This window comes from Streptomyces sp. NPDC018833, assembly GCF_044390825.1.
Lineage (GTDB): Bacteria > Actinomycetota > Actinomycetes > Streptomycetales > Streptomycetaceae > Streptomyces.
Genome location: NZ_JBIRZM010000002.1, coordinates 398,970 through 419,732, shown reverse-complemented (window position 1 = coordinate 419,732; position 20,763 = coordinate 398,970). Strand labels below are relative to the sequence as shown.

Sequence of the window (20,763 nt, the reverse complement as noted above, 5' to 3'; positions counted from 1 at the left end):
CTGTACCTCGGCGCGCCCGGCGGTCAGGCCGGGTGCGTGAAGGACGGTTCGACGGGCTCCGGCACCTCGTAGTCCCGCTCCCAGCCCTCGCATTCCAGCTTCACGCTCTGGATGGCGACGGCGTTGGCGTTCGCGTCGAGCTCGCCGAGGACCTGGTACTCGCTCACCCAGGCCCGGTACAGCTTGTGCGAGACGGCCACCTGCCCGGCCTCGTTGAGGACCTGGATGATGATGTCCTTGCGGAAGTCGCGCAGCGACACCTCCGCGCCGAGGCCCGCCCCGACCTGCCAGACCTTGTTGGCCCAGCGGTCGAACTCGGGGTCATGGGTGACCCCGCGCTCCAGGGTCACCCCCTCGAACTCGGAGCGGCCCGGGGACTTGCGGGGCGAGCTGGGGTCGCCGCCGTGGCGGTGCTTGACCACCTCGGTGGTGCGCTTGAGCGGACTGATCTTGCTGATGCCCGCGACCGTCCGACCGTCCCACAGGACCAGGAACTTGAAATTCTTGTAGGGGTCAAAACGATGGGCGTTTACCTGGAACTCAGCCATCGGTTTCCTTTGTGTTCCTCTTCCTCGGGCCTGGGACTACGACAGGTCGAACTGGCCGGCGATCTGCTGAATCTTGACGATCACGAACTCCGCAGGCTTGACCGGAGCGATTCCGATCACGACGTTCACCACGCCGCGCTCGATGTCGGCGTCGGTGGTGGTGTCCTTGTCGCATTTCACGAAGTACGCCTCGCGGGGCGTGCCGCCCTTGAACGCGCCCTGCCGGAACAGGTCGTTGAGATACGCCGATGCCTTCAGCCGGATCTGCTGCCACAGCTGCTCGTCGTTCGGCTCGAAGACGACCCACTGCAGTCCGCGGTACAGGCTCTCCTCGATGTGGAGCGCGAGCCGGCGCACCGGCACGTATTTCCACTCGCTCTGCAGGGCGTCGGCTCCCGCCAGGGTCCGCGCACCCCATACCAGCGGCCCCACGACGGGGTAGGAACGCAGGCAGTTGACGCCCAGCGGGTTCAGCAGGCCGTTGTCACGGTCCGTGAGCCGTACGGTCAGTGAGCGGACCCCGGCCAGGCGCGCCTCGGTGCCAGCGGGCGCCTTCCACACGCCGCGCTCGCCGTCCGTGCGGGCGATGACACCCGCGACGGCGCCGGAGGGCGGGAAGGCACGCAGCCGGCCGGTGAGCGGGTCGGTCAGCTGCAGGTGCGGGAAGTACAGCCCCGCGTGGTCGCTGCGCACGCTGTCGAACGCACCGATCCCGGCGCGTGCCGCGTCGACGCTGCCCCAGGTGGAGGGTGAGTCGACGAGCAGGAAGATCCGCCGCTCCCGGCACAGCTGCTCGGCCGCCGAGACGACGGTGACCATGTCCTCGGTCGACTCGTACGCCGCCAGCTCGGGCAGCACCAGCAGATTGACGTCGTCGACGTCGCGCAGCGCCTGCAGACCGGTCTTGTCCGCCTCACTGCCGATCAGGTCGCGCGGTCCGGGGGCGTCGCCGTCCTTGCCGCCCGTGAGCGCGAAGACCGGCGGGTTGACCGAGGCCTCCAGGCCCAGGTCGTTGGCGCATTCCCCGACGAAGCGCACCACGTCGTCCGGGTCGAGGGACCCGGCGACGACCTGGAGTCGGCGTCCGAACGCAGTGACCTCGGCCCCTGCGTAGGCGTGCTTGCCCGGCGCGTCGGGCAGTGCCCGCAGCTTGCGTTCCAGCAGCAGGGCGAGCTCGGTGACGTCCGTGGGCGGCTCACCGTCGCGGTCAGGCTCGTAGAGCGTGAACTCCCGCTCCACATCACCGATCTTGACCTTCAGCTCGACGTTCAGGTCGGGCAGCTCGGCGGCGAACGGCTTGGAGACCGTGCCCGAGGGGTCCGGCCGGTCCTCGTCGAGTGCCTTCACGCGCACGAGTGAGGATCCGGCGTTCACGACCGTCTCGGCGAAGCGGCCGTGCGCGGAGTGCATCGACAGACCGGTGAACGACTCACGCGCGTCGCCGCGTGCGTCCAGGACATGCAGGTTGAAGGTCTTGTCCGGGGTGGGGGTGTCGTGGTCGACGGCCACCCGCAGGCCCGAGCCCCAGACGCCGGGCTCCTTGGCGTGCACCTCCAGCGCGGGGCACTCGCTGCGCCCCTCCGTGGACTCGAGCGTGACGCAGGCCTCCTCGCCGGTGCCGGCCTTGGCCACGCGCACGACGACCGCGACCGTGCCGCCGTTGCCGAAGAACTGGTGCACCGCATAGCCGACAGCGCTCTGGGCGGTCAGACCGCCGAAGCGGCGCTCGAAGTCCGCGAAGCTGGTGATGCGGACCGGTTGGTTGAGCGGACCCCGGCGGGTGTGGCCCACGAATGCGGTCACCGAAGTGGTGACCGAGGCGATGGTACGGACGCTGCTGGGAAGTTCTTCGATGTATACGCCGGGATAGCCCATGTGCGTCGGCATTCCCCCTCCATTCCCTTCGCGCACCAAGAGATGAGGAGAGGACGTGAAGCACATGTCCGCGCATGCGGACGCAACGATCGAGCTCTTCACTTTCCCCCGCCACACACCCCGTGCGATATCGGTCTCGCAGGGCCATTCGCATGCGCATGCGTTTGTGGCTCCTGATGCATGAGTGCCTCTGCGAGTCTCGTTCGTCTCTCAAGTGCAGGTCAAGGACCGATTCGGTCATCCGCCGCGAGGTATCGGTGAAGAAGCGGTCGGCTGATCGGCGTGGTCAGCGCGATGTCGGTGATGAGATATGAAGACGAATTCACATCGACTTCACATCGCCGCGTCGGTCAGGGATTGAATCCGGCCGATCGGAAAACACTTCGGCGCGCCGCCTTGTGTCCCTGATGCAATGAATTGTGGCGGAATACCCGGGGGAGTGGCTGCGGTACAGCTGCGGCCGGCCGGAGTGAGCGCCGCCGGGACCGGTCCCGGCGGGCCCGACGTCCTCTTCCCGCGTCTGGCCACTTCACGCCCCACTGTTCGGACGTGCCACCGAGTTGGCGCCGCGGCGGACCACCAGGCGGGAGCGGGCGTGCCCGAGGCCGGAATGCGATCAACCCGGTGCCGCGGTCAACTCCCCGGGGTGCTCAGGGGGTTCCTTCCCGCCGACCGCTGACGAGGCGGAGATCCAGGACGGACAACGTCACATAGGGCGAGAGGGGGCGTCCACGGGCGGGCGCGCTCCGTCCACACCCGGGGGCCGGGCGCCGACGGGCCCTGTGCGGCGGTCCCGGGTGCGCTGTGCAAGCGCGCGGACGCGGTGTCGCCGTCGCGCAACACGATGGTCGGCACCATGCGTCCGGCCACGGCCGCGATCACGGGGCTGAGCGACCTGGACCTCGCCGCTGAAGGTGCGGGCGGCTTGTGCAACCCGCGTGCTGCATGATCTGCCTGCGCCACCTGTCCAGGGGACACCACCGCGCCTCGCCCACCGAAGGAGAAACTTTTCCGTGACCTCCGCCGAGCCGTTCACCCGCATCAAGATCCGCGTCGCGGCAGCCCTTTTCAACGACGACGAGATCGCCCTGATCCACCGCACCAAGAACGGCCAGGACCAGTACACGCTGCCAGGTGGCAACGTCGAACCCGGCGAACCCATCCACCAGGCCCTCGCACGCGAACTCGATGAAGAACTGGGCCTGGACCTCACAGAGGCGAGCAGCGTCCCGCAGCTGACCTGGATCCAGGACGCCATGGTCACCCGCCCCGGCAGCACCCCACCCCGTAAACTCCACTTCGTCTTCCGCGTCCACATCGCCGGCCCCACTCGCACCCGCCTACGCACCGTCGAGCACGACGACACTGCCGGCGCCGGCCACCTCGCCTGGAGCCACTACAAGGACACGGCCGGCAAAGCGCTGTTCCCACCGGTCCCGCTCGCCGAGCTCGCTACTCCAACCGCGCCGCTCGACGCTGCCCGGGCCCTCCTGCCGGCCCTGGACGACACCAACTACAACTGGATCTGACCCGCCGCGGGCCACGACTGAGTCCATTGCTGCCGGGACGCACGTACACCGGTCATGTCGCGCCCGGACTCGTGCACCGGCACCGCGCCCCGCCAGGCACTGTCCGGCGGATCACGCTTCAGGTTCGAGGGGGCGGAGGTCGTAGAGGTAGGAACGGTCGCCCTTGAGGCTGCGCCAGACGGTGGCGGGGGGTTCGAGTTCGTCACCGTCGCTGTTCAGGGGGTGGGCGGTGACAAGCCCGTCGGCGATCTCGCAGTGCCAGCCGTCGTCTGGTCCCCAAAAGCACCACACCTGCCCATCGGTTCGGCGATACGCAGGTCGATCGTGGCGCTCGCCGACGCGTTCGAAGCGGTAGCGAAGCCCGTCGACATGGCGAACGAAGGTGAAGGATTCAAGAGCCGTCATGCCTTCGGCACTGTACGGGGCAAGACGGTCCAATGGCGAAGGTGTTCTGGGCGTGATGGTGATCATTCCCCTGCCCGCGGGAGGGGACCGGTCCCGCGGGCCACGTCGTCCATCCGCAACAGCCTGCGCGGCTGCTTCGCCCGTGGTTCGTCCCGCCCGTTCACGCCGCTCCCGTCGTCGTACCGTTCCCCTCCCGGACAGGGCCGACCCGCTGTGACAGCGGTTCGGTTCGGTGAAGTCCGGTGCATGCGCGCACCGTCGACGTGGACGTGGGTGAAGCCGCCCGTCCGGCACGAGGGTTGCCGGTATCACTCCCGAACCACCGTTCGGGAGCGGGGAACGCACGGTTAGGCTGTGGCGCCTATGCTCCGCTTCCACCGCACCGGTCTCCCCCGCGCCGACCGCGCCGCGGCCGTCGCTCTGGCCGCCGTCACGGCCGCGGCGGCGCTGGTGTCCTGCACATCGCACGCGGGAGTGCGGGACGGCGGCCCCGCGCCGACGTTGTCGCCGCCGGTGCGTGCCTCGCCGCTGTGGCCGCAGTACGAGCCGCCCGTGCCGCCGTCGGCGGGTGAGCCCAGTCCCACGTACCGGCAGTACGAGGCCGTGCCCTCGGTCGCCGTGCCCGCGGACGGTCTGCGCGCGGTGTCGGTGCCAGATCTGCTGGACAAGGACCCCAACGTTCCGAAACTGGTCAGGGCCGCGCTGACGGACTGCCCGGGAGCACAGTGCGGGCTGCGCAAGCCGGTGTTCCGCGAGCTGACCGGTGACGGACTGGACGAGCTGGTGGTCGCGTTCGACGAGCCGAATGCCTCGTTGACACTCGTTCAGGTCTACCGGGCGTCGGGCGGCACGGTGCGTCCGATACTGATCACCTGGGGCCAGCTCGGGATCACCGGCGAGACGTTCGGCCACGATCTGGTGATCACCTCCACGGGCCGGGACGGCCGGTTCACCACGCGCTACCGCTGGAACGGCACGGTGATGGCGGCCGTAGCACCGCACGACGAGCCGGCCGGTCCCACGGCGGGGCCCGGTGCGGGTTCCGGGCACAGCGCAGCCCCACAGACGAGGACTCCCCGATGACACACCACCGGCTCTCCGCGCCCGGCGCGCCGGCCGAGGCCAGACTGCTGCTCGTCGAGGACGACGAGGTGATCCGCAACACCGTCCGCATGCTGCTCGAACGCTACGGGTTCACCGTGGCGACCGCGGCCGACGGACTGACCGGGCTGGAGATCTTCCGCGAGACCGATCCGGATCTGCTGCTCCTCGATGTGATGCTGCCCGATCTGGACGGCATCGGACTGTGCCGCCGCGTCCGGGAGTTCAGCCTCGCCCCGATCCTGATGATGTCCGCGCGAGGCGACACTCTCGACGTGGTGTCCGGCCTCGAGGCGGGTGCCGACGACTACGTGGTGAAACCGTGCGAGAGCGCCGTCCTCGTCGCCCGGATCCGTTCGCTGCTGCGTCGTGCCTCCTTCTCCCCGGTCACGGTCGCCGGGCGAGACGGCACGGCCGGGAACACCGACGGCACCACGGTGACCTTCGGCGATCTGACGATCGACACCCGGGGCATGGAGGTACGGCGCGACGGGCGGACGCTGGCGCTGACGCCGACCGAGCTGCGGATGCTGCTCGAGTTCGCCGCCAGTCCCGGTGTCGTACTGGAGCGCCGTACGCTGCTCAGCCGGGTGTGGGACCACGCCTGGCACGGCGACACCCGCGTCGTCGACCTCCATGTGCAGCGGCTGCGGGCCAAGATAGGCGCCGAACGGATCGAGACGGTCCGCGGCTTCGGCTACAAGCTCCGGCGCTGATATGGCTCTGCGCTGGCGGATCGCCGCCCTGGTCGCCGTGGCGATCTGCGCCGTGGCGACCGCCGTCGGTGTGATGGTGCACCACGCGTCGCGCGACCGGGAGCTGTCGCAGGCGCGGGACGCGGCTCGCACCACGCTCGACCGGGCAGCCGTCATCTACGCGCGCACCGGTTCGGTGCAGGGTTCGGGCGCGGAACTGGACGCGCGAGGGCTGCCCCGCTCCCTGGGCGCGCTGGTCGCACGAGGTCACCAGGGTACCGAGTTCACCACGGGCGAGCGTGGCCCGGCGATGTGGGCGGCCCGGCCCGCGGGCGGTCAGGTCCTGTCCGTACGCGTCGACCTGAGCGTGACGATGCGTGATCTCGCCGCGCTGGACACGAACATCGTCGTGGCGGGCGTGCTCACCACCGCGGTCGTTCTGCCGCTGGGCGTGCTCAGCGCGGGGCGGATGAGTCGCCGGCTCCGTACGGCGGCCGGTACGGCGCGCCGCATCGCCGACGGCGACCTCGACGCCCGGATCTCCGCGTCGCCGCGCCCGCAGGACGAGATCGCCGAGATCTCAGCGGCCGTGGACACGATGGCCGCGGCGCTCCAGCAGCGGCTGCGGGGAGAACAGCGTTTCACCGCCGACGTGGCGCATGAACTGCGCACGCCGCTCATGGGGTTGGTGACCGCGGCCGAGCTGCTGCCCGAAGGGGAGGCTGCCGGGTATGTGCGCGACCGGGTGCGCGTGCTGGGCTCGCTGGTGGAGGACCTGCTGGAGATATCCCGGCTGGACGCGGGCGCCGAGCAGGCGGATCCGTCCCGCTGCCCGGTCGGTCCGGCGGTGGCGCAGGCGGTGGCCCGGACGGGGCTGGCGGCGACGACCGTCGTCGAGGAGGCGGGGTCCGGTGACGGACCGGAGAGCCGTGAGGAGTCCGCGGGCGGGGCGGACGACGATGCTGCCGTCGTGTGGACGGATCCGCGCCGGCTGGAGCGTATCGTCGCCAATCTCGTCGTCAATGCGCACCGTCACGGACATGCGCCGGTCACCGTCACCGTGGCACGGCATCCGCGGGACGCCTCGGTGACCGTCTGCGTACGTGACCGGGGCGATGGTTTCCCGCAGTCCCTGCTCACGGACGGCCCGCAGCGGTTCCGCACAGGTGCGCGGGAGCGGGGTACCGGGCACGGCCTCGGTCTGACGATCGCCCAGGGCCAGGCCCAGGTGATCGGCGCCGCGCTGTCGTTCGCCAACTGCCCCGGCGGCGGGGCGGTCGCCACACTGAGGCTGCCCGACCGCCCGGCGCCGATACACGACTGATACGGACGGGATGCACGTCCGACGCACAGCCGAGGCCCGGCCGATGCAGGCCTTCCGCCCGACGAAGATCTTGGGCACAGAGGATGGCGCCCATGCGTATCAGGCGGAACCCGTACCCAACCGTGGAGCAGCGATTCATTCGCCTCGGCAACGACGTTGCGGAGACCGGCGCGCCGCCGGACGGCCCGAGAACGGCTCCGGCGGCCCGGCGGGGCACCTTCCGCCGTGGCGGTACACGCCCCCGGCCGCGGACGGGGGCGCGCACGGGGATACGCCGGCTGTTCACCTGGCGACGCCTGCTCGCGGGGGTGGTGACCGTGGGTGCTCTGCTCATCGGCGGGTTCACGGTGCTGTACATCGCCATCGACATCCCGAGGGCCAACGATCTGGCGAGGGCCCAGAGCAACGTCTATCTCTACAGCGACGGCACACGGCTCACGCGTACCGGCGACATCAACCGTGAGTCCGTGCCGCTCGACCAGGTGCCGAAGGATGTGCAGCGTGCGTTCGTCGCCGCCGAGAACAAGGACTTCTACAGCGACTCCGGCGTCTCGCTCAGTGGCACCGCACGCGGCATCCTCAACACCGTGGCGGGCCGCGGCAAACAGGGCGGTTCGACGATCACCCAGCAGTATGTGAAGAACTACTACCTGAGCCAGGACCAGACCGTCACGCGCAAGGTGAAGGAACTGGTCATCTCCCTGAAGGTGGACCGGCAGACCTCCAAGGACGACATCCTCGCCGGCTATCTCAACACCAGTTACTACGGGCGACTGGCGTACGGGGTGCAGGCCGCGTCACGGGCCTACTACGGAAAGGAGGCCGACGACCTCACCGTCGAGCAGGGGGCGTATCTGGCGGCGCTGCTGCAGGCCCCGAGCCAGTACGACTGGGCCGCGGCCACGCCCGGCGGCAGGCGGCTGGCCGTGGGGCGCTGGAACTACGTCCTGGACAACATGGTGGAGGAAGGCTGGCTGGATCCGGCCCGCCGACAGAACATGCGCTTTCCCGTGCCCCTGGCTCCGAAGCCGGCACAGGGGCTCGCGGGCCAGAACGGCTATCTGGTGGACGCGGCGCGGCGGGAGCTGATGGCCTCGGGCATCAGCGAGCAGGATCTGGCGGGCGGAGGCTGGCGGATCACCCTCAACATCGACCCGACCCGGCAGCGGGCTCTGGAGAACGCCGTCGCCGCCGGGCTGGACGGCGGCCCGGGTGTGGACGGCTCGGCGTCCGGAGCGGCAGACGGCTCCGACCGGCAGGCGGGGGCGGTGTCGGTGGACCCCAGGAGCGGGCGCATCGTGGCCCTCTACGGGGGCAGGGACTATCTGAAGCACTTCCTCAACAACTCGCTCCGCTCCGACTACCAGGCCGGACCGACATTCGCCCCGGTCGCCTTGGCGGCCTCCGCCGAGGCCCAGTGGGAGAACAGGGGTCTCGCGGACCCGGCGCAGATCCGCCGGACCGCGACGGACCTGGGCATGAGTCCGCAGGCGAGCGGTTTCACCGTGCCCGGCGCGACGACACTCGGACTCATGGGCGTCAGCCCACTGGAGATGGCGGGTGTCTACGCCACGCTCTCCCACGGCGGGAAGAAGGTCACGCCCTCGATCGTGAAGGCGGCGGAGCGGGCGGGTGAAGCGACACAGCTGCCGCCCTCGGTCGGCGGGCAGGTGGTGCGGCCCGAGACCGCGGGCACAGTCACCGCGTTGTACGGAGCGAAGTCGTCGCTCGGCAACGGCCGGTTCTCCGTCGTGGGCCCCGCGTCGAGCGCCCGGCCGGCGCAGACCGTGACCGTCGGCGGTCCGTCGGACGACAGGAAGGCCGACTGGTTCGTGGGCGGCTCCGCTGAACTGGTCACCTCGCTCGCGCTGTTCGGTGAAGACGCGACGTCGCAGAAGCAGGTGACGCTGAACGGCGCCGATGACGGTGACGCGGCAAGGATCTGGTCGATGTACACGGCGGGCTCCACCGACGGCCTGGCCCGTCCCCTCCCGGACACGCTCCCATAGCGGCTGTCCGTGATGTGGACCGCGTCCGGCATGGTGAGTTTGGCTGTTGTGCTTGGCCGGTCTGCGCCGACCCGGTGACGAGCGGCCAGGCGTATGCGGCAGGATGAGCGGTCGCACCCGATGTCGTACGAACGACCGGGCGTGATCAATGCATCCTGGATTCGAGCAGGTACAAGTGACGAAGAATCAAATCCGGCCGGTGGGCCGATTCCCGCGCCCTTCGGGAGGCGACCGATGAACCGGGACCTCACCCTCGGCGACGTGATCGTGGCCGGGATCGCCCTGGCAGCAGGCCTGTTGGTCGCGCTCCTTCTCCGCATGCTGCTGCTGTGGCTGGGCAAGCACGCGACGAGGACGCGCTGGAGCGGGGACGACGTCATCGTCCACGCGATGCGCGCGCTGGTGCCCTGGGCGGCGATCGCAGGTGGCGCGGCGGCTGCCGCTGCGGTGCTGCCACTGACCAGTACGGTCCAGCGGCACGTCAACCAGTCCCTGACCGTGCTGCTCATCCTCGTCACGACGATCACGGCGGCCCGGGTGATCACCGGCCTGTTGCGTACGGTCACGCAGTCCCGCCCTGGGGTCGCCGGCTCGGCCACCATCTTCGTCAACATCACGCGCGTCGCTGTCCTCGCGATCGGCTGCCTGGTGGTGCTGCAGACCCTCGGCATCTCGATAGCCCCGCTCCTCACCGCCCTGGGCGTGGGCGGTCTCGCGGTCGCCTTGGCCCTTCAGGACACTCTCGCCAACCTCTTCGCGGGCATCCACATCCTCGCCTCGAAGACGGTCCAGCCCGGCGACTACATCAAGCTGAGCAGCGGCGAAGAGGGATACGTCGTCGACATCAACTGGCGCCAGACGACGATCCGTGAGCTCTCCAACAACCTGGTCATCATTCCCAACGGCCGGCTCGCCGGCTCGAACATGACCAACTACAACCGCCCCGAGCAGCAGATGACGCTGCTCGTCCAGGTGGGCGTCGGCTACGACAGCGACCTGGACCACGTCGAGCAGGTGACCAACGAGGTCGTCGCCGAGGTGATGACCGAGATCACCGGTGCCGTCCCCGACCACGAGCCCGCCGTGCGGTTCCATACCTTCGGCGACTCCCGCATCGGCTTGACCGTCATCCTGGGGGTCGGTGAGTTCAGCGACCAGTACCGGATCAAGCACGAGTTCATCAAGCGTCTGCACAAGCGGTACCTGGCGGAGGGCATCCGCATTCCCGCGCCCGCCCGGACGGTCTCGCTCCAACAGGGCTCGGTCACCATTCCGCATCAGCGGGACGCGGCCACCGAGATCGACCCCCAGCCTCTCCGGCCGGCCACCGGGCCGGGAGGCGAAGACGCTGTCCCGCTGGCGGGTCAAGCACCCAGTGCGGAGGTCATCTGTCGTGACTGAGGTGGCCCCTGGGCCGACAGCGCACCAAAAGCAGTGCACGTCGCGGAGCAATGCCACCTCTGGCGAATGCTCGGCCCCTGGGAAACGGCGCCTCGGGCGGCGTTGATGCCGGATGCCACTACCGGGCTCAGGAGCTCCGGGTGTGATGGTCCAGCAAGCGAGTGAGCAACTGCACGAACTGATCGCGTTCGGCCGGACTCAGCGGTGCGAGCAGTTCGTCATGGAGGTCGTCCAGGACCTTGTCGAGGAGGCGTAGGTGGCGGCGGCCTTGGGCGGAGATCGTGATGATGTTGCGGCGCCGGTCGTCGGGATCCGGTGCCCGCTCGACGAGGTCACGCTCGGCCAGTTCGTTGAGCACGCTGACCATGTCGCTGCGGTAGATGCCGGAGCGCTTGCTCAGCTCCGCCTGGCTGCCCGGCCCGTACTCCTGTAGTGAGGCGAGCACGGCGTAGTGCCACTTGTGGGCGTCGGCCCGGGCCAGCCCCTCGGTGATCAGCCGGTCCGACCGCATGGTCAGCTGCGACAACAGTCGGCTCGCCCGCCGACGCAGCCTGTCGGGCGTCTTGAGCGCGCTGCCGTCGGGCATGTCCGCGGCTTCGGTTCTGATCACGGCGCCCATGCTACCCCTTGCGTTAGTCCGACTAACGATGTACGCTCACTCGCGCCGAGAATGTTAGTGTCACTAACGTTAGTTGAGTCAATCCCAAGGAAGGAAGATCTTGCCCACCAAGACAGTGCGGATTCCCACCACGGACGGCCAGGCCGACGCTTTCGCCGCCTTCCCCGACCGTGGCGGGCGGCACCCGGGGGTCCTGCTGTACACGGACGCCTTCGGCCTGCGGCCAGAGCTGGCGGAGAGGGCCCGCGAACTGGCCGGGCACGGGTACTACGTGCTCGTCCCCAACCTCTACTACCGGCACGGCCCGGCACCGGTGATCGAACTTCCCGAGCACATCGGAGAAGAGATCCGGCCCGCGGTCATCGCCCGGCTGATGCCCCTGATCGAGGCGCACACCACCGAACGGGTCCTGCGCGACGCCGACGCCTACCTCAGGTTCCTCACCACCCAACCCGAGGTCAGCGCCGGACCGATCGCCGCGATCGGCTACTGCATGGGCCCTGCCTTGGCCATGCGTACCGCAGCCGCCCACCCCGACCAGGTGGCGGTCGTCGCCGGATTCCACCCCGGTTTCCTGGTCACCGACGCGCCCGACAGCCCGCACCGCCTCATCCCCAGGATCAAGGCCGAAGTCCACCTCGGCCTCTCCGAGAACGACATGTCGTCCGAGGCCCTGACCGAGCTCCACCAGGCCCTGGATGCCGCAGGTGTCGACTACACCTGCGAGATCTACCCCGGTACCGTCCACGGCTTCACCATGTCCGACACCGACGCCTTCAACCCTTCCGCACTGCAGCGTCACTGGGACCGCCTGCTCCCGCTCCTCGGCCGCACCCTGGCCGACAGCTGACGCTCCGGCGCGGAGACCGAAATGTGGCGCGAGGACACCTGCCACGACCCCCACAACCTGCTGATTCGCGGCATCATGCGCAAGCTGGTCGACGGCGGTCGGCAGATCTACAACCGGATCGAAGCCGCCGGGAACCTGGTCGGGTCGTCGGCGGGCGACCTTCTCGCTCGAGAACGGCCAGTCGGGTCGGCTCCGGACGAGGTGGCGCACTGAGTCAGCAGTCGCGTTCACCTCGGTGCCGAGCCATCGGGCCCCTGAGGTGGCGCCGACTTTTCCCGTGTCTCGTCCAAGCACCCCGGCGTCCGCGGCAACGGCGTCGCCGTCACTGACGAACTTGCCGAACTCATACGGCAGGACGACGAGCTCCGCCGTCTGGAAGCCGAATTCAGGGCCGGCCGCAAGGACTCGGACGCCGACCCCGAAAGACCTCAGCTCCACCCAGTACGAGTCGCCGCCGGCCCCGGTTCCTCGCCATCCAGTTCGTGTCCGCAACCCAGCAGCCGTCCCGGAAGGTGTTCGGCGGCAACACCGCGACACCCGCGGAAACTACGCCAACCGGATCTCCACCCGCACGGGTGAGGCCGGGCACGTCCCGTTCATTTTCGGGCAGGGATGCCAGAACCGCGGATGGCGACCGGAAGAGCTTGACCTCCCCGGCACGTTCCTCATCGCCACTCTCGAGCCCGAGTTCGCCGAACCCGAGGAGGACCGAGGCGAGTACGTCACCGACGTCGGCCACCTCCACGCCCGCAACCTGCACCAAGCCACCCCGCCGGCCCCGGCCACGGCACGAGCGGTCCGCAACCACTCCCATGCCCGGGCCGCTGTTCCACCCGGACGGGATCCCCGGCGGCCGAGACGAATGGCCCGAACCTGTACCGCGAATTCGTGCCCCCATGGCTCCGCGGCCAAGGACGAGCTCACCGAGGTCGGCCCTTCGCCTCACGCGACACCGTCCGCCGTGCCCTGGCCGTCTGGGAGAAGCGCGGCATCCAGTCCCGCCGCGATGGCCGCGCCACCCGCTACTACCTCCCGACCACACCTGAGAAGGAGTGCGCCCCCATGCCCCTGACCTTCCGAAAGAGCTTCCGGATCTTCCCCGGCGTCCGCCTCGACATCAACCGGCGTTCCTGGTCCATCACCCTGGGATCCGGCCGGGGCCCGCGGCACACCATCAGCAGCAACGGGCAGCGCACCACATCGATGGACCTGCCCGGCCCCTTCGGCTTCCGCAGCCGGACCCGACGCCGCTAGGCCCCCGCCGACGCGCCCCTCTCCGCCAGGCCCCCTGTACCGGGTCCGCACTGAACTGAACTTCAGGGAACCGACCGGCTCCCCAGCCAAATGCCGTGGGCGGCGCCGTCCCGCACCGTCCGTACAGGACGCCCGGCCACCTCTTGGCTCTTGGTGGCGGTGGGCGGTCTGTTCCGTAAGGTTCAATGCCTCTGGCCCCGGCCGCACCGCATGGGCGATCTCCCCGACGCCCTTCGGCCCGCAGACCGCGAGGCGGTGTCTGTGCTGGACGCCTGGGAGGCGATCGAGAAGGCGGTGCCTCGCGGTGCATCTCGACGAGGAAGCGGGGCAGGCGTGTTCACGAACAACGTCCGCACAACACGTGCAAGCCCTGAATGGTTGCACACCGCAGGAGGTGCCATGTCCGGTCTGATGACGCGCATCAAGCAGTTCACCCGCAGTCCCCGGAGCCACAGGACGATTGTCGCGGCACGCCGCGCCGCAGCCGACCCCCGGAGGCGGGCCCAGGCGCGCCGCGTGCTGAGCCGGTTGCGCGCACGGCGCTGAGGTGTTTCCTTCGGCCTGTTCCCGCCGGTCGGCTGGACGAGGCCGGGCCCGGCGGCGCGACGCCTTCCGAGTGGCCTGGCAGCGGCGCCGATTCGCTGCTCCATGCCCCCGCTGACCGGCGCTGTCCCGCGACGACGGCGCGGCTCCGCCCATGAGGGGCGGGGCCGCGAGGGCCGAACGGTTCGGAAGACGGCTCGGAAGGGTGGATCAGTAGGCGGAGTCGACGTTGTCGATCGAGCCGTACCTGTCCGCGGCGTAGTTCGCGGCCGCGGTGATGTTGGCCACCGGGTCGGTCAGATCGCGCGGGGTGCCGTCGACGTGGTAGGCGTCGAAGGTCGGCTGGATGACCTGGAGAAGGCCCTTGGACGGCGTGCCGTTCTGCGCGTTGACGTCCCAGTTGTTCTGGGCGTTCGGGTTGCCGCTGGACTCCCGCATGATGTTGCGGTGCAGGCCCTCGTACGTGCCGGGGATGCCCTCGGACTTCATGATGTCGAGCGCTTCCCTGATCCAGCCGTCCAGGTTGTCGGCGTAGACCTTCTTCGCCTTCTTCGCCTTCTTGGGCTTGTCCTTCTTGGGGTTGTCCTTCTTCGCCGGCGAGACCTCGGCCGTCGCCACCGTGGCCTTCGACGTGCTCTCCGTGACCGGGGCGGCCTGCGCCGGCGAGGGAGCGAGGGTGAGCGCGATTGCTGCGGCGCCCGCCGTGGCCAGGCCGGTGACAGAGAACTTGCGGAAGCGGGCGGTACGGCGGGCGGTGGTCTGCGTGGTGGCGGTCATACGGAAGGGACTCTCCAAACGGGGGACGTCATGGGGGCGGCCGACCATGGTCGCGATCGGCGGAAGGCGGAGAAGGTCTCCGCGTCGGGGTCGGAGCGGCCGACCGGGCGGGTTACGCCCGGCCCCGGCGCTGGCTCCCCGGAACGTCAGCCATGGTTAGGGGCGGTTCGAGCCCGGCGCAAGAATGTGACCTACTACCCCACTACAGAGAAATGCCGCAAAGGATCACGTCCAGGGCGTATGCCCGGTATGTCAGGGGTGCGGTTTCCCCTACCGTCCTTAGTAAGTGACGTGGGTCCTATGCCCGGCATCACAAAAGGGGAGGTGCTGGGGGCGGGAGCGCTACTCGGAGTGGGCAGGCGTCACAGCCGATGTGGCGGGAAGGATCCGCGACGTACGAACCCATCGGACTGTGCCGTGTCGGCAGGCGAGGTGACCGGCTGTGTCGTGGACGACCTCGTGGCACCGGCCTACCGGGCGGGTGGAGAACGGACGTCGTTCTCGCCCGACCGGTCGCGTGTTCGCCGGAAGGGTCGAAGGGGCTCGTGTGGCAGCGTGCGCCCCGGACGCCGGCCGAACCGCGCCCAGTCGGGCGCGGGTGGACGCCGAGTTCCGCGGCGGCTACGGATTCGGCGGCCACGAAGACGACGGGCGCGACCGCGGCCGACGGCGACGTACCGCCGGCGACGCAAGCGGGGCGGGTCGGCCCGGCCGCGCCCGCCCCGCTTGCGTACAGGTCTAGATGCCCTGCCAGTGCGGCTTCGCCGCGTACGTGGCCCGGAAGTAGGCAGCGAGCTTCAGGCTGGAGGCCGCCGCTTCGTCGACCACCACCGTGGCGTGCGGGTGGAGCTGGAGGGCCGAGGCGGGGACCAGGGCAGCCAGCGGGCCCTCGACCGCGAGCGCCACGGCGTCCGCCTTGGCCTCGCCGGTTGCCAGCAGCACCAGGTGGCGGGCCTCCAGGATGGTGCCGATGCCCTGAGTGATGACGTGGTGGGGGACCTGGTCGATGTCACCGCCGAAGAACCGGGCGTTGTCGACACGCGTCTGCTGGGTGAGAGTCTTGATGCGCGTGCGCGAGGCGAGCGAGGAGCAGGGCTCGTTGAAGCCGATGTGGCCGTCCGTGCCGATGCCCAGGAGCTGGAGGTCGACACCGCCCGCCTCCGCCAGTGCGCGGTCGTAGGCGCGGCAGGCCGCAGCCACGTCCTCGGCGGTGCCGTCGGGCCCCATGAAGGCGGCCTCGCTCAGGCCGAGCGGCTCGACGACCTCGCGCAGCACGACGGACCGGTACGACTCCGGGTGCCCGGCGGGCAGGCCGACGTACTCGTCGAGCTGGCAGATCCGGGCGCGGGAGGCGTCCGCCTCCTTCGCCGAGACCTTGGCGGCGAGTGCTTCGTAGATCGGTAGCGGGGTCGACCCCGTCGCCACTCCGAGGAGGGCGTCGGGCTTGCGTCGCAGCAGGTCGGCCATGGCTTCGGCGATGAGTTCGCCGCCCGCGGCGGAGTCCGGAACGATGACAACTTCCACGAAGATCCCTGTCTCTGAAGCACGCAGTGGTGTAGACCAATCTACCTGCCGGAAGGCGTCCTGTCTCCCGGTACGAACGCTTACGTGCCGGTAACCCGGCGCCCATGGTGCGTGTGGCGGACACCGGCGGGGACGGGCAGTCCCAGGCGGGGGCGCAGCGCATCTGAGCGGCCTTCGCAGCCGCCGGCCCGGGTCTCGGCCCGTGGCAGGCGGCCGTACCCAGGGCGGATGGCAGTCACCGCACCGGCGCGGTGCGGCCGAGCGCCCGACGCCGAACGGCGGCTCGCGCCCGGGCGGACCGGGTGCGGGGGAGCGAGCCGGTGGGTTCGCCTTACGGACGACGGCCTTGCGCGCGGCCGCCACGGCCCGACGGCCCCGGGCGCGCCCGGGGCGAGGCGCGGGAAGGGGAACGGGCTTGGGCGGGGCAAGGCTCCGGTAGGGCGAGGCGCGGGAAAGCACGGCGGGCTCGGGCGGGGCAAGGCTCTGGTAGGGCGAGGAGTGGGAAAGCACGGCGGGCTTGGGCGGGGCAAGGAGCCCGGGAAGGCCCAGGAACCAACAAAGCCCATGCCCCGGACGTCGGAACAGCGGCAGTCGGCCCGGGAACTCCGGCACGACGCTGCCGTCCAGCGATGGCTGAAGCGCCGTGGCGACCGGCGACTGGCGCCGCGCCCCCGGGCAGGAGACCAGCTTCGCGCCCGACGGGGGACCGGCCGGATCGTGGCGGGCGAACCGCCCCGCCACCACGGCGATTTCACGGCGGCACTCCGGACACAGCCGGCGGGGAGCCCACATGCGCCCCAGTCCGCCAGTGCCCTCCGACAGCCCGGGCCGGCCGCACGGCCCGCCCGGGACAATGGGCCGGTGACCTACCGCTACCTCGTGCTCGGTACCGCACAGGCCCTGCGCCCGGACGGCACCGCCGCGCCCCTGAGCGGCGCCCGGCTGCGGGCGCTGCTCGCCGCCCTGGCCGCGGCAGCGGGGCGGGCGGTGTCCCCGGGCGAGCTGGCCGCACAGGTGTGGGGTGACGCGGCGGACCCGCCGGCCGACGAACACGCGGCGCTTCAGGCCCTCGTCGGCAGACTGCGGCGGACGCTCGGACGGGACGCGGTCGTGTCCGAACCCGGCGGCTACCGTCTGGCCGCCTCGCGGGACGCCGTCGACCTGTTCCGTTTCGAACGTCTCGTGGCGCAGGGCACCGCCGCACTCGACGCCGGTGATCCGGCCACCGCGGCCGCCGTCCTCGACGAGGCGCTCGGCCTGTGGCGCGGCCCCGCACTCGCCGATCTGCCCGGCCGGGACACCGACCCCCTCGTCGTACGTGCCGACCGGTGGCATGCCGATGCCCGCAGGCACCGGCTCGGCGCCCATGTGGCCGCGGGACGTCCGGCAGCGGCGCTCGCCGAACTCACCGCACTGTGTGCCGAGACGCCGCTCGACGAGCCCCTGCACGCCCTCCTCGTCCGTGCGCTGCGCGCCGCAGGCCGCCCGGCCGAGGCGCTTCAGACGTACGAGGACCTGCGCGTACGCCTGGCCGACCGGCTCGGCACCGACCCCGGTGGTGAACTGCGCGCCCTGCACGCCGAACTGCTCGCCGCCGCCGACGTGCCCCGCACCCCGGACCCCGGCCCCGCCGCCCGGGGAAACCTCCGCGCCCGGCTCACCTCGTTCGTCGGCCGCGAGCGCGAACTCGCCGAGCTGGCCGCGGCCCTGGACCGCCATCGGCTGGTGACCCTGCTGGGCCCCGGCGGCGCGGGAAAGACCCGGCTGGCTGTCGAGGCCGCGTCCGCCGCCGACTCGCCCGGCACCTGGCCCGACGGAGTGTGGGTCGCCGAACTGGCCTCCCTGCGCGACGAGGAGACCGTACCCGAGGCCGTCCTGACGGCGCTCGGCGCCCGCCGTACCCATCTTCGCGGCCCTGCCGACGCGGTGTCTCGCGACGCCTTCGCGCAGTTGCTGGAGCACTGCTCCGGGCGCCGCATGCTGCTCGTGCTCGACAACTGCGAGCACCTGATCGGGGCAGCGGCCCGTCTGAGCGACGCTCTGCTGGCGCGCTGCCCCGGCGTACGGGTCCTCGCCACCAGTCGGGAACCACTCGGCGTCCCCGGCGAGACGGTGCACACGGTCGGGCCCCTGCCCGACGACGTGGCGCTGCGCCTGCTCGGTGACCGCGGCGCCGCCGCCCGTGCCGGCTTCACGGTCGACGACGACCCCGCCGCCTGCGCCGAGATCTGCCGCCGCCTCGACGGGCTGCCGCTCGGCGTGGAACTCGCCGCCGCCCGGCTGCGCGCCCTGACGCCGCGGCAGATCGCCGACCGCCTGGACGACCGGTTCAGGCTGCTCACCGGCGGCAGCCGTACCCTGCTGCCCCGTCAGCAGACGCTGCGCGCCGTCGTCGACTGGTCCTGGGACCTGCTGACCGAGGACGAACGCACGGTGCTGCGCCGGCTCACCGTCTTCTCCGGCGGTTGCACGCTCGACCTGGCCGAGGAGGTCTGCGGCGCGGGGGCCCTCGAACCGCTCGCCTCCCTCGTCGACAAGTCGCTGGTCACCGCAGCGCCCGCCGGCCCCGACGGCATGCGGTACGGGCTGCTGGAGACCGTCGGGGAGTACGCGGCCGAGCGGCTCGACGAAGCAAGGGAACGCACCGCCGTCGAGCGGCGCCACCTGCACGCCTGTCGCGAACTCGCCCGCAGGGCAGACGTGGAGCTCCGCGGCCCCGGCCAGGCGGTCTGGCTGGAGCGGCTGGAGAGCGAGCACGACAACGTACGGGCCGCGCTGCGCACGGCGACGACTCGCGGCGAGGAGCAGGACGCCCTGTGCCTGGCGCTGTCCATGAGCTGGTTCTGGCAGCAGCGGGGGCACCAGACCGACGCGCGCACCTGGGCGCCGGCGGCTGCGGCGCTCGGCCCCGACCCGTTCACCGCGACACCGCCGCGGCCCGCGGCAGCGCTCCGGCAGCGGGTGACGGCCGAGCCGCCGCCCTGGTCCGACGACGTCCTGTGGGAGGCGCGCCGCGGGGTGCGACTGATGGTCCTCGCGACCCGGGACAGCGACGGAAGCGAACTGAGCGACCCGAGGACCCAGGAGTACCTGCGCGCCGTCGTCGCCGCCTACCGGCCGGAGCTGCCGCAGGTCTGCCGCCAGCCGGGGTCCATGTGGTACTTCGCACGGCTGATGCGGGGCGAGTTCACCGGGCTCGACGACACCCTTGCGGCCATGGTCGCCGACTGCGCCGCCACCCATGCCCGCCTCCGGCACGACCCACCCGCGGCCGGGGCCCCGGACCGCAACCGGGCCTGGGATCTGGCCTGGGACCGGGACCTGGACCGGGGCCGAGACCCGGGCACGGACCGGAACAGAGACCGGGACCGGAACCGAGACCCGGACCTGGACCGGGATCTGGACTGGGATCTGGGCTTCGCCCTGCTGCTGCGTGCCAAGCTGCTCGGCGACACACCCGGGGGCGACGGGCCCGGTGACGCCGACCGGGCGCTGGCCCTGTTCGAGTCGGTGGGGGACCGGTGGGGCATCGCCGAGTCCCTCTCCGCGCGCGGCGAAGGGCTTGAGCGCAGTGCCCGGTACGCCGAAGCGGCGGCGGACTTCGCACGTGCCATGACGGCCGCCGCCGAAGTCGGCGCGTATGCCCAGGTCCCGGTCCTCGCGGCCAGGCTCGCGGCCGCTCGGCTGCGCATCGCCACGTGCCCGGCCGAGAGGGACCGGGCCGAGCGCCAACTCCTCGACGCCGTCCGCCGATCCAGCGAGTTCGCCCCGGAGACCATGAGCGCGGCCCGCATGCTGCTCGTCCAGCACTACGGCCGCACCGGCCGCGCGCCGCTCGCGCGCGAGCACCTCCACCGGATCGGGGAGGAACTGAAAGATGCGAACGCGGCGCTGTTCGCCGGTGCGATCGAGGGCGCGCACGCCTGGCTGGACTGCCTCGGCGGCGACCACGCGGCCGCGGCCGCCCGCGCCGCGGACGCCGTCCGCCTCATGAACCGCCTCGCCCTCCTCGCCGCCCCCCACCTGATCGCCGATCAGTTCCTCTGCGCCGCCTGGGCATTCGGGCATGTGGGACGGTCGCACGACGGAGCGCGGCTCCTGGGCGCGTACGACCGGCACGGCAAGGTCGCCGGCGGGCTGGGCTTCCGGCCGTTCGCCGACGAGCGGGAGGTGCGGCAGCGGGCCGAGGAGGGCCTGCGCGAACTGCTCGGGACACGGGCGTACGCCTCGGCGTACGCGAGCGGCGGCGGGCTGTCCGTACGCGAGGCCGCGGGCCTGATTCTGCAGCCGCCGGGCGGGGCGGGGTGAA

At 71.0% G+C, this 20,763-nt stretch carries 16 protein-coding genes and 1 pseudogene; 10 read left to right on the top strand and 7 right to left on the bottom strand.

Going from position 1 to position 20,763, the window contains the following annotated elements; genetic code table 11:
* Positions 1 to 23: 23 nt before the first annotated feature.
* Positions 24 to 548, bottom strand: a complete 525-nt coding sequence (locus ACH5AF_RS05840; protein ID WP_215182818.1) for a phage tail protein — start codon at positions 546 to 548, stop codon at positions 24 to 26.
* A 36-nt stretch (positions 549 to 584) separates the two neighbouring features.
* Positions 585 to 2,435 (bottom strand): phage tail sheath family protein, encoded by a 1,851-nt coding sequence (locus ACH5AF_RS05835; protein ID WP_398900178.1) that lies wholly within the window; start codon positions 2,433 to 2,435, stop codon positions 585 to 587.
* A 1,001-nt stretch (positions 2,436 to 3,436) separates the two neighbouring features.
* On the opposite strand from ACH5AF_RS05835, the gene ACH5AF_RS05830 reads away from it, so the two are divergent.
* Positions 3,437 to 3,952, top strand: a complete 516-nt coding sequence (locus ACH5AF_RS05830) for an NUDIX hydrolase (RefSeq protein WP_398900177.1) — start codon at positions 3,437 to 3,439, stop codon at positions 3,950 to 3,952.
* A gap of 111 nt (positions 3,953 to 4,063) precedes the next feature.
* Here the strand turns inward: ACH5AF_RS05830 and ACH5AF_RS05825 are convergent, their stop codons facing one another.
* On the bottom strand, positions 4,064 to 4,423 hold the full coding sequence (locus ACH5AF_RS05825) for a hypothetical protein (RefSeq protein WP_398900176.1): 360 nt from the start codon (positions 4,421 to 4,423) through the stop codon (positions 4,064 to 4,066).
* Between the two features lie 297 nt (positions 4,424 to 4,720).
* On the opposite strand from ACH5AF_RS05825, the gene ACH5AF_RS05820 reads away from it, so the two are divergent.
* From ACH5AF_RS05820 to ACH5AF_RS05800, 5 genes are all read left to right on the top strand, one after another.
* Positions 4,721 to 5,440: a hypothetical protein gene (locus ACH5AF_RS05820; RefSeq protein ID WP_398900447.1), complete on the top strand. Its 720-nt coding sequence runs from the start codon at positions 4,721 to 4,723 to the stop codon at positions 5,438 to 5,440.
* Positions 5,437 to 6,174 (top strand): two-component system response regulator CseB, encoded by a 738-nt coding sequence (gene cseB / locus ACH5AF_RS05815; RefSeq protein WP_398900175.1) that lies wholly within the window; start codon positions 5,437 to 5,439, stop codon positions 6,172 to 6,174. Before ACH5AF_RS05820 ends, cseB begins: the two co-directional genes overlap by 4 nt.
* A gap of 1 nt (position 6,175) precedes the next feature.
* A complete protein-coding gene (locus ACH5AF_RS05810; RefSeq protein ID WP_398900174.1) occupies positions 6,176 to 7,477 on the top strand; it encodes a sensor histidine kinase in 1,302 nt (433 codons plus the stop codon).
* Between the two features lie 92 nt (positions 7,478 to 7,569).
* A complete protein-coding gene (locus ACH5AF_RS05805; RefSeq protein WP_398900172.1) occupies positions 7,570 to 9,486 on the top strand; it encodes a transglycosylase domain-containing protein in 1,917 nt (638 codons plus the stop codon).
* A 234-nt stretch (positions 9,487 to 9,720) separates the two neighbouring features.
* Entirely contained in the window at positions 9,721 to 10,887 is a 1,167-nt protein-coding gene (locus ACH5AF_RS05800; RefSeq protein ID WP_398900171.1) for a mechanosensitive ion channel family protein, read from the top strand.
* 127 nt (positions 10,888 to 11,014) lie between these two features.
* Here ACH5AF_RS05800 and ACH5AF_RS05795 read toward each other — a convergent pair whose 3' ends face one another.
* On the bottom strand, positions 11,015 to 11,506 hold the full coding sequence (locus tag ACH5AF_RS05795) for a MarR family winged helix-turn-helix transcriptional regulator (RefSeq protein WP_398900170.1): 492 nt from the start codon (positions 11,504 to 11,506) through the stop codon (positions 11,015 to 11,017).
* Positions 11,507 to 11,606: 100 nt separating this feature from the next.
* On the opposite strand from ACH5AF_RS05795, the gene ACH5AF_RS05790 reads away from it, so the two are divergent.
* The 3 genes from ACH5AF_RS05790 to ACH5AF_RS05780 all read left to right on the top strand — a co-directional run bounded on the left by ACH5AF_RS05790 (position 11,607) and on the right by ACH5AF_RS05780 (position 13,610).
* Complete coding sequence (locus tag ACH5AF_RS05790) at positions 11,607 to 12,356, top strand: dienelactone hydrolase family protein (protein ID WP_398900169.1); 750 nt, start codon at positions 11,607 to 11,609, stop codon at positions 12,354 to 12,356.
* A 21-nt stretch (positions 12,357 to 12,377) separates the two neighbouring features.
* Complete coding sequence (locus ACH5AF_RS05785; protein WP_398900168.1) at positions 12,378 to 12,569, top strand: hypothetical protein; 192 nt, start codon at positions 12,378 to 12,380, stop codon at positions 12,567 to 12,569.
* An 849-nt stretch (positions 12,570 to 13,418) separates the two neighbouring features.
* Positions 13,419 to 13,610: a DUF4236 domain-containing protein gene (locus ACH5AF_RS05780; RefSeq protein WP_398900167.1), complete on the top strand. Its 192-nt coding sequence runs from the start codon at positions 13,419 to 13,421 to the stop codon at positions 13,608 to 13,610.
* Positions 13,611 to 14,363: 753 nt separating this feature from the next.
* Here ACH5AF_RS05780 and ACH5AF_RS05775 read toward each other — a convergent pair.
* The 3 genes and pseudogenes from ACH5AF_RS05775 to ACH5AF_RS05765 form a co-directional block, all read right to left on the bottom strand.
* Entirely contained in the window at positions 14,364 to 14,930 is a 567-nt protein-coding gene (locus tag ACH5AF_RS05775; protein ID WP_398900166.1) for a transglycosylase SLT domain-containing protein, read from the bottom strand.
* 738 nt (positions 14,931 to 15,668) lie between these two features.
* Positions 15,669 to 16,454 carry a glucosamine-6-phosphate deaminase gene (nagB, locus tag ACH5AF_RS05770; RefSeq protein ID WP_398900446.1) on the bottom strand — a complete coding sequence of 262 codons (786 nt, stop codon included), beginning with the start codon at positions 16,452 to 16,454 and terminating at the stop codon, positions 15,669 to 15,671.
* A 579-nt stretch (positions 16,455 to 17,033) separates the two neighbouring features.
* Positions 17,034 to 17,246 (bottom strand): annotated as a pseudogene (locus ACH5AF_RS05765) (hypothetical protein); the annotation flags it as partial.
* Between the two features lie 69 nt (positions 17,247 to 17,315).
* Between ACH5AF_RS05765 and ACH5AF_RS05760 the strand changes: the two are divergent.
* Positions 17,316 to 20,762, top strand: a complete 3,447-nt coding sequence (locus ACH5AF_RS05760; protein ID WP_398900165.1) for an ATP-binding protein — start codon at positions 17,316 to 17,318, stop codon at positions 20,760 to 20,762.
* Position 20,763: the final 1 nt, after the last annotated feature.